Here is an 8609-nt window from a genome sequence, read left to right as displayed (position 1 = left end):
GATCCGGTCCTGGTCGCCCAGATCCACGCCTTGAGAAGGCAGAAGAAGTGGTCGGCATCACCGGATCCGTCCGTGTCCGGGCCGTCGTCGTGCGCGACAGGTCAGAACACCTGGCGCAGGTTCGCCTTCGCGAGGTCGAGCAGCTTGGTGCCCTTGCCGTCGAGGACGGTGCGCATGGCGTAGAGCGCGAAGCCCTTGGCCTGCTCGAGCTCGATGCTCGGCGGGATCGTCAGCTCCTGACGCTCGGTCTTGACCACCAGCAGGGCAGGCCCGTCGTGGGCCAGGAAATCGCCCATCACCGCGGGCAGGTCCGTCGTGTGGTCCGCGCGGAAGCCCTTGATGCCGACTGCCTCCGCGATCGCTGCGAAGTCCGGGTTCTCCAGGCCCGTCCCATAGGGGACGAACCCGGCGGCCATCATCTCGAGCTCCACGAAGTTCAGCGAGTCGTTGTCGAACACGAGCGTCTTCACGGGCAGGTCGTTCTGCACGAACGACAGCAGCTCGCCGAGCATCATGGCCAGCCCGCCGTCGCCGGCCATCGCCACCACCTGGCGCGTGGGCTCGACCGCCTGGGCGCCGACCGCCTGGGTGACCGCGTTGGCCATGGAGCCGTGGGACATCGAGCCGATGATCCGGCGGCGCCCGTTCATCGTCAGGTACCGGGAGGCCCAGATCACCGGGGAGCCGACGTCGGGCAGGAACACCGCGTCGTCGTCGGCCATCTCGTCGAGGAGGCGGGCCACGTACTGCGGGTGCACGCGTCCGCGTCCCGGGCTGGCCAGCTGGTCGAGGTCCTTGCGGGTCTTGGCGTAGTGCTTGAGCGCCTTGTTCAGGAACGCCGACGACGAGTTCCCGCGCAGCAGCGGCAGCAGGGCCTGGGCCGTCTCCTTCACCCCGCCCACGAGCGGCACGTCCACGGCCACCCGCCGGCCGATCTGCTCGCCGCGCACGTCCACCTGGATGACCGTGGCGTCCTCGGGGTAGAACTGCCGGTACGGCAGGGAGGAGCCGAGGATCAGCAGCGTCTCGGCCTCCTTGAGCGCGTGGTAGCCGGAGGCGAAGCCGAGCAGGCCGGTCAAGCCGACGTCATACGGGTTGTCGTACTCGATCCGGTCCTTGCCGCGCAGCGCGTGGACGATCGGGGCCTGCAGACGTTCCGCCAGGGCCACGACCTCGTCGTGGGCACCGGCCGCACCCGCACCGGCCAGGATGGTGATCCGCTTGGACGAGTCCAGGGCCTCGGCCGCCTCGCGCAGCACGGAGTCCGCCGGGATGACGCGGGACGGCGTGTGACGGATCACCTCGGGCTTCGCGGAGAGCTCGGTGAGGGCCACGTCGCCCGGGATCACGAGCACGGCCACGCCCCGCTGCTCGACGGCGGCCCGCATCGCCGTGCGCAGCATGCGGGGCATCTGGTCCGCCGAGGAGACGTGCTCCACGTAGACGGAGCACTCGCGGAACAGGTCCTGCGGGTGGGTCTCCTGGAAGTAGCCCGAGCCGATCTCCTCCGACGGGATGTGCGCGGCGATCGCGAGCACCGGGGTGCGGGAGCGCTGGGCGTCGAACAGGCCGTTGATCAGGTGGAGGTTGCCCGGACCGCACGAGCCCACGCAGACTGCGAGCTCGTCCGTGAGCTGGGACTCGGCGGAGGCTGCGAAGGCCGCGGTCTCCTCGTGCCGGGTGTGCACCCACTGGATGCCGCCGTGGGAGCGCAGGGCCTCGGTCAGCCCGTTGAGGGAGTCCCCGGGCACGCCGTACATGCGGCGCACGCCCGAGGCGTGGAGGGTCTCGACGATGTTCTGGGCGACAGTGGCCACGGTGGAACCTCTTCTCTGGTCGGGAGGCGCCCGGGCCGGTTCGGCAGTGGGCGCCGCATTGCCTTCCACGCTAGGGGTCGAGGTCCCGGCCCGGCGAGGGGCGGCCGCCCGCAGGGGGGGCGTCCGACCCGGTCAGCGCAGCAGGTCGCGCTCGACCCAGCGCAGCAGGGACTCGCCCGCGGCGACGTCGGGCAGGTCCCCGGAGGCCACGGGGCCGTCCACGTCCAGCAGGAGTCCGATCGGGGAGATGTCGCGCATGTACTTTCACTAGGGGGCGGTGAATCCACAGTCCCCGCATGGACTTCTCGTCGGTGTGGATGCCTAGGATGGCGGCGAACGAACGGGCCGGGGTGCCTGCGCCCCGGCGCCTCCGTCTGGCCAGGGAGCACCCCATGAGCACGCACGTCGACAGCACTCAGGCGGGTCGCGCACTCGACTCGACCGTCGGGCGCATCGTCACCGCCGTCGTGGTGGTGGCCGCGCTGATCTTGATGATGGTCGGCATGGGCCTGTTCGGCGGCACGCGTGTGACCCACGCCGTCGGCGGCTGGCTCGATGAGGACGCCACCTGGCTGTCCGTCGGAGAGGCAGCCGGCTACATCTGGGGGCTCATCTACGCCGGCTTCGTCGGCTATGCGGTGTGGCAGCTGATGACTCCCACCCCCAGCCGACGGCACGTGCGCATGCGCCCCTGGATCCTCGCGGGCATCGCCCTGAACATCGTGTGGCTCGCCGCCGTCGAGGCAGGGCTGCTGTGGGCCAGCGTGGCGGTGAGCATCGTGCAGCTGGCCGTCCTGCTGGTGATCCTGGTCCAGATGGAACGGCTTCCCGCGCCGGGCTGGGGCGAACGGATCGCCGTGGACTGCGTCCAGGGGTTCTACCTCGGTTGGACAATGGTGTGCGTCTTCATCAACGTCGCCGCGGGCCTGGCCTCCTCCGGCTGGGACGGCGGCCCCCTGATGCCTGCCACCTGGGCCGTGATCGCTGTCATCGCCCTCACCATCCTGAGCGCACTGCTCTCCGCCTACGACGGCGGACGGTTCTGTGTGGTCCTGGCCGTGGCCTGGGGTCTGTTCTGGATCGGGGTGAACCGTTCCGACGGCCGCGGCCTGCAGTCCGGCAGCCTGGCGGTCACCTCCTACGGCTGCGCTGTGGTGGTCATCCTCGCCTGGGCCGGCGCCCGTTGGCTGTCCGCGAAGTCGCCCACCGGCGAGGCCCGTGACCTCATCGTCGACGCCCTCGACGGCGACGGTCAGATCACCACGCGCTGACGCCTGGGCAACGCGGCCGACTGCGGCGGGCGCCCCCTATGGAGTTGGTCACAGTGATGCGGTTCTGACCTGGGAAGATGCTCGCGTCAGGATAAACTGGGAAAGTCCTGTACGGCCGCTCCTCAAAAACTTGGAGGCCGAAGGGCATCTCCCCTTGGTGAGGGCTCATCCCCTCTTCGCAGAAAGGACACAGCGTCGTGCCCGTTTCCCCATCCCCCTCCAGCTCCCTGCGTCTGGCCGCCGCCCTCGGGCTCGGCCTGTCCCTGGTCCTCACCGGCTGCGGCGAGGATCCGAACGCCTCGTCCGCCGCCGGGAGCTCCTCCTCGGAGTGGGCCAGCGAGACCAATGACTCGTCCTCCAGTGCGTCCGCCGACCGGTCCGCCGACGCCCGTGAGTCCGAGCGGGCGGAAGACGGTCGCGGGGACGACGTCTCTGAGGAGTCGGCCCGCGAGTCCGAGGAGTCGGCCCGTGAGTCCGAGAAGGCCGAGCGCGCCGAGAAGGAGCGTCAGGAGCGCGAAGCGCGCAAGGAGCAGGAGCGTGAGACGCAGGCCCGCGCCGAGGCCAAGAAGTCAGCCGCCGCCGAGCGCGAAGCCGAGCAGGCCGAGGCGAGCCGAAAGGCTGAGGCGTCAGCGGCCGCTGAGCGCAAGGCCGAGCAGGCCGCGGCTCAGCAGCGTGAGCGCGAGGCCGCGGAGAAGAAGGCCACCGAGGCGAAGGCCGCAGAGCAGAAGACGGCCGAGCAGGCCGTCGCGACGGACGCTGCCCAGGCTGCCGCTCCGGCCCCGTCCCAGGCCTCCGCGAAGCCGGCTTCCCCTGCGTACGTGGACGGGGAGCGCGGCATCGTGGTCTCCGTGACCGACGGGGACACCCTGCGCATCCGCATCAACGGCGTGGAGGAGCGGGTCCGCCTGCTGAACATCGACACCCCGGAGACCAAGCATCCCTCGCACGGTGTGCAGTGCCTCGGTCCGGAGTCCACGACCGCCCTCAAGAGCCTGGTCGCCCCGGGACAGCCCGTCACCCTGCGCTATGACAAGGAGCGCCGCGACCGCTACGACCGGGTCCTCGCCGGCGTCTGGGCCGGAGACACCTTCGTCAACGCCGAGATGGCCCGCCTGGGCCTGGGCGAGCCGGTGATCTTCCAGCCGAACGTCCGCTTCTACAACGAGGTCCACGCCGCCTGGCAGGAGGCCAAGGCCGCCGGTCGCGGCCAGTTCGCCTCCGGCCTCGGCTGCACGCCGGGCACGGAGTCCGCACCGGCCCAGGCCGCTCCGGCTCCGCAGCAGTTCGCCGCTCCCGCATCGAAGCCGGCGGCAGCCCCGGCCCCAGCATCGAAGCCCGCCCCCGCAGCGGGCGGCTCCGGCCCGGGGGCAGGCAACACGGCCACCAAGACCTGCCCGGCCTCCCACCCGGTCAAGGCCAATGACAACTCGGGCATCTACCACCTGCCGCACAACCAGGCGTACTCGCAGACCAACGCCCGCAACTGCTACGCCACCGCCGCGGCCGCCCAGGCCGCCGGCTACCGCGCGGCCAAGCGCTGACCCGCCTCACCTCCCGCGCCGCGCCGCTGCGGCCGCGGAGGGAGCCGACACAAGCCGGGCCCCGGTCCTGCCTGACGCTGTCAGGAAGGACCGGGGCCCGGTTCGTGTGGGGTGTCCGTCGAGGAATCAGGAGTCGGCGCGCAGGGCGTATCCGGCCTCCTCCAGCTTCTCCTGGGCCTCGGCCTTCTTCACGAGGGCGGAGGTGTCCTTCGGCGGCAGGCTGAGGTGGCTCTCGGCGGCCACACCGGCGCGCAGCTGCTTGGCGCGCTCCCATTCGGCGTCCACGGACAGGCCGAGCAGCAGCACGATGTTGAAGACCCAGAGCGCGAACAGCAGGGCCATGACACCGCCGATGGCGCCGTACGAGGAGTAGCCGGCCAGGGTGGCGAAGTAGACGGACAGGGCCACGGCGGCCAGGATCATGCCGACGAAGGCGACGATGTTGCCCGGGCCGAAGACGGTGAACTTCGGCTTCTGCACGTTCGGGGTCAGGTAGTACAGGACCGCGATCATCAGCAGCACGAGCACGACGATGACCGGCCACTTCACCCACGTCCAGATCGGCAGGAACGAGTCCGTGAGGAAGCCCATGAGGTCATCGGCGCCGAGCGGCTCGGCGATCGGCTTCACGAGACCCTCCACCAGGGTGCGGTTCACGGCGAGGCAGATGAGGACGACCACGATGCCCACGAGCACCACCAGGGTGGCCAGCAGGTTGGCGGCGGTGAGCTTCACGAAGCCGCGGCCCTCCTCGTAGCCGTAGAGCTGGTTCGCGGCGCGGTTGAAGGCCTTCACATAGGCGGAGGCGGACCACAGGGCGGTGGCGATACCGATGATCAGCGCGATCACGCCGCCGGTGGACTGGTTCATCATGTTGTCCACGAGATCGGTGACCAGCGGGGCGTAGTCGGGGGAGACGTTCTTGTCCACGATGTCCTGGACGAGGTCGTTCACCACGTCGCGGTTGCTGGCCATCACCAGGGTGATGATCGAGAAGATCGCCAGCAGGGCCGGGGCAAGGGACAGCACCATGAAGTAGGTGAGCTTCGCGGCAAGGTCCGTGCCGCCGGCGTTCAGGAAGGTCTTGATCGAACGCGAGAAGGCGTACTTCCAGCCAGCACCGCCGAGCTTCACGGCCTTGTGCTGCTCCTTGCGCTTGTCGGGGTCGATCGTCGCGGCCTCGAGCGTCGCGTCGAGCGGATGCTTGGTCACGGGAGAGGTCCTCTCGGCGTGGGGTGTGAGGTACAGGTCAGCAGACCGAACATACCCCACAGGCCCGGCGCACCATCATGTCTCGGCTCCGGACGGGGCCGACTGCGTCCCGAGACGCAGCGGCCGTCCCGCCGGTCAGCACTCGATGACGTTCACGGCCAGGCCGCCGCGGGAGGTCTCCTTGTACTTGGACTTCATGTCCGCGCCGGTGTCACGCATCGTCTTGATGGCCTGGTCCAGGGTGACGCGGTGCGAGCCGTCGCCGAGCACGGCGAGGCGGGCGGCGTTGATGGCCTTGACCGAGGCGATCGCGTTGCGCTCGATGCAGGGGACCTGGACGAGGCCGCCCACGGGGTCACAGGTGAGGCCGAGGTTGTGCTCGATGCCGATCTCCGCGGCGTTCTCCACCTGCACCGGGGTGCCGCCGATGACGGCGCACAGCCCCGCGGCCGCCATGGAGCAGGCCGAACCGACCTCGCCCTGGCAGCCGACCTCGGCTCCGGAGATGGACGCGTTCTTCTTGTAGAGGATGCCGATCGCGGCGGCGGTGAGCAGGAACTCGACCGCCTTCGCGTCCTTCTCCTCCTCGGTGGCCTCCTGCGGCAATACGAAGCGGCAGAAGTACATGAGCACGGCCGGGATGATGCCGGCGGCGCCGTTGGTGGGGGCGGTGACGATGCGTCCGCCCGAGGCGTTCTCCTCGTTCACCGCGAGGGCGAAGAGGTTGACCCACTCCATGGCCCACATCGGGTCGGTGCGGGTGGTCTGCTCGAGCAGGTGTTCGCGCAGGGCGGGGGCCCGGCGGCGCACCTGGAGGCCACCGGGCAGGATCTTCTCCTCGCGGGTGCAGCCGTTGTGGATGCACTCCTGCATCACGTGCCAGATCTTCGTCAGCTCGGCCTCGAGGTGCTCCGGGCTGTGGCGGACGGCCTCGTTGGCGCGCATCAGCTCGGCGATGGTCATGCCCTCGCGTTCGCAGTGCTCCAGCAGCTCGGCGGCGGTGCTGAACGGGTACGGCTCCGCGGCCTCGCGGGAGTCCTCTTCATGGCGGGTGATCTCGCGGGCGGCCTCGAGCTCGTCCTCGAGCTCCTCTGCCGTGACCACGAAGCCGCCGCCCACGGAGTAGTAGTCGCGGCAGTGCAGCTGGCCGCCGTCCTGGTCATAGGCGGTCAGGCGCATGCCGTTCGGGTGGCCCGGCAGGGACTTGCGCATGTGCAGAGTCATGTCCTTCTTGCGGTCGAACCGGATGTGCCGGTCCCCGTCGAGCGGCAGGTCCCCGGACTCCACGATGTCCTTGACCAGGCCCGTGCACGCGTCCGGGTCGATGGTCTCCGGGTCCTGGCCGGCCAGCCCCAGCAGGACGGCGGTGTCCGAGCCATGACCGATGCCGGTGGCGGCCAGGGAGCCGTAGAGCTCGGCCTTCACGCGGGCGGTCGAGTCGAGGAGGCCGTTCTCAGCGAGGCTGAAGGTGAAGCGGCGCGCGGCGCGCATCGGGCCGACGGTGTGGGACGAGGACGGGCCGATGCCGATGGAGAACAGGTCCAGGGCACTGAGCGACATGCGCGGCTCTCTTTCAGGTGGCTGCGGCGTCCTGCCGGTGGTGGGTGCGCCGCATGAGGGGGGGGGGGGGGGTCACAGACTGTGGACCAGCCTACGCGCTGGCACCCGGGTCCGGCCATGCCGCGGAAAGGGCCTGCCGTCCAGCGGAAGGGCAGCGGCCGTCGTCGTGCGCTGCTCGGAGCCTCCAGCCCCGGTCCCGGCGCCGTCGCCTCAGGTCAGAGGACGTTGTCCGGGGACTCCTCCACCTGGGCCGCGGCGCGGAACGAGGCGAGGTCCGACAGGTACTCCTCGGCGTGCAGGAACTCCTGCAGACGGCTCTCGCGGTCCGCCTTCGGGTGGAGCATCACCGGGGCGATCGGCTCGTGGGCGTGGCCCAGGGCCACGATGTCCGCCCAGTCCGTGCTGTCCTGGGTGGCTGCGGAGAGCTGGCGCAGCTGCCACCAGGACGGGGTCATGAGGTTCACGGTGCCGCTGCGGAACTCGGCCAGCAGCGCCCCGGGGGAGGCCCAGCCGTGGCTGGCGGCCTCGGAGGACATGCGCTCCGGCTCCTGTCCCTCCGGCAGGCGGACCACGAAGAACACCGTGTCATACCGGCGCGGACCGCCCACCGGGGTGATCCAGCGGGACCACGGCACCAGGGCGGCCGCGTCCGGGACGAGGCCGTGCTCGGTGAGCAGGTCGCCGAAGGCGAGGTCGTGGGATTCGAGGCGCTCGCGGGTGTCCTCCGGGAGGGAGCGGACGAGCTCCGGATCCACGGCTGTGCCCGTCCGGGTGTCCAGGGCCAGCAGCACGCCGGTCTCCTCGTAGGTCTCGCGCAGTGCGGCGGCCAGCAGGCGGCCCGCGGCGTCCCGCGGGGAGAGCTCGGCCATGTGGGAGGCCGCGCCCTCCGGGGTGGCGTCCGTGCCGAGTCGGCGGGCCCAGTCGTCCAGGTCCACGCCCTTCCAGAGGTGCACGGGCAGGTCGTCCGCCGGATCCACGCGGCCGCCCGGGAAGGCGGTGGCGTGCGCGCTGAAGGCCATGGAGCCGGCGCGGCGCAGGGCGAACACCTCGATGCCCTCGGCGGCAGGGCGCACGAGAAGCAGGGACGAGGCCAGGCGGGCCGGGACGGGCTCGGTGCCGGAGCGGTCGGCGGTGGTCATCGGTCTCTCCTCATGCGGGCGGGCGGTTCCTCATCGGTGGCTCCGAGGATAGCGGCGCGGCCGCTGCCG

The 8609-nt window shown here is 70.7% G+C and carries 7 protein-coding genes; 2 read left to right on the top strand and 5 right to left on the bottom strand.

Features of this window, described 5'->3' with window-relative positions; translation table 11 throughout:
• Nucleotides 1–101 precede the first annotated feature (101 nt).
• Together poxB and HMPREF2863_RS12395 are read right to left on the bottom strand one after the other, a co-directional pair.
• Entirely contained in the window at nt 102–1817 is a 1716-nt protein-coding gene (poxB, locus tag HMPREF2863_RS04040; protein WP_070638133.1) for a ubiquinone-dependent pyruvate dehydrogenase, read from the bottom strand.
• A gap of 132 nt (nt 1818–1949) precedes the next feature.
• Nucleotides 1950–2075, bottom strand: a complete 126-nt coding sequence (locus tag HMPREF2863_RS12395; RefSeq protein WP_256388808.1) for a hypothetical protein — start codon at nt 2073–2075, stop codon at nt 1950–1952.
• 134 nt (nt 2076–2209) lie between these two features.
• Between HMPREF2863_RS12395 and HMPREF2863_RS04035 the strand changes: the two genes are divergently transcribed.
• The gene (locus HMPREF2863_RS04035) at nt 2210–3088 is read left to right on the top strand and encodes a tryptophan-rich sensory protein (RefSeq protein ID WP_246828818.1); all 879 of its coding nucleotides are present in this window, start codon (nt 2210–2212) and stop codon (nt 3086–3088) included.
• 197 nt (nt 3089–3285) lie between these two features.
• Complete coding sequence (locus tag HMPREF2863_RS12290; protein ID WP_070638130.1) at nt 3286–4629, top strand: thermonuclease family protein; 1344 nt, start codon at nt 3286–3288, stop codon at nt 4627–4629.
• A 126-nt stretch (nt 4630–4755) separates the two neighbouring features.
• On the opposite strand, the gene HMPREF2863_RS04025 is transcribed toward HMPREF2863_RS12290, so the two are convergent.
• From HMPREF2863_RS04025 to HMPREF2863_RS04015, 3 genes are all read right to left on the bottom strand, one after another.
• Complete coding sequence (locus HMPREF2863_RS04025) at nt 4756–5841, bottom strand: YihY/virulence factor BrkB family protein (protein WP_070638127.1); 1086 nt, start codon at nt 5839–5841, stop codon at nt 4756–4758.
• Nucleotides 5842–5976: 135 nt separating this feature from the next.
• Nucleotides 5977–7401, bottom strand: a complete 1425-nt coding sequence (locus HMPREF2863_RS04020) for an L-serine ammonia-lyase (RefSeq protein ID WP_070638124.1) — start codon at nt 7399–7401, stop codon at nt 5977–5979.
• Nucleotides 7402–7616: 215 nt separating this feature from the next.
• Complete coding sequence (locus HMPREF2863_RS04015) at nt 7617–8540, bottom strand: NUDIX hydrolase (RefSeq protein WP_070638120.1); 924 nt, start codon at nt 8538–8540, stop codon at nt 7617–7619.
• Between the last annotated feature and the right edge of the window lie 69 nt (nt 8541–8609).

Origin of the sequence: Micrococcus sp. HMSC067E09, assembly GCF_001812555.1 — a bacterium.
Taxonomy (GTDB): domain Bacteria; phylum Actinomycetota; class Actinomycetes; order Actinomycetales; family Micrococcaceae; genus Micrococcus; species Micrococcus lylae.
The sequence above is the reverse complement of the archived record's forward strand: the minus strand, read 5'-3'. Positions and strand labels throughout refer to the sequence as shown.

What these genes read in the sequence shown, in the direction of transcription:
- HMPREF2863_RS04035 (WP_246828818.1), top strand. Translation starts at nt 2,210, where the DNA reads ATGAGCACGCACGTCGACAGCACTCAGGCGGGTCGCGCACTCGACTCG.
- HMPREF2863_RS04020 (WP_070638124.1), bottom strand. Translation starts at nt 7,401, where the DNA reads ATGTCGCTCAGTGCCCTGGACCTGTTCTCCATCGGCATCGGCCCGTCC.
- HMPREF2863_RS12395 (WP_256388808.1), bottom strand. Translation starts at nt 2,075, where the DNA reads ATGCGCGACATCTCCCCGATCGGACTCCTGCTGGACGTGGACGGCCCC.
- HMPREF2863_RS04015 (WP_070638120.1), bottom strand. Translation starts at nt 8,540, where the DNA reads ATGACCACCGCCGACCGCTCCGGCACCGAGCCCGTCCCGGCCCGCCTG.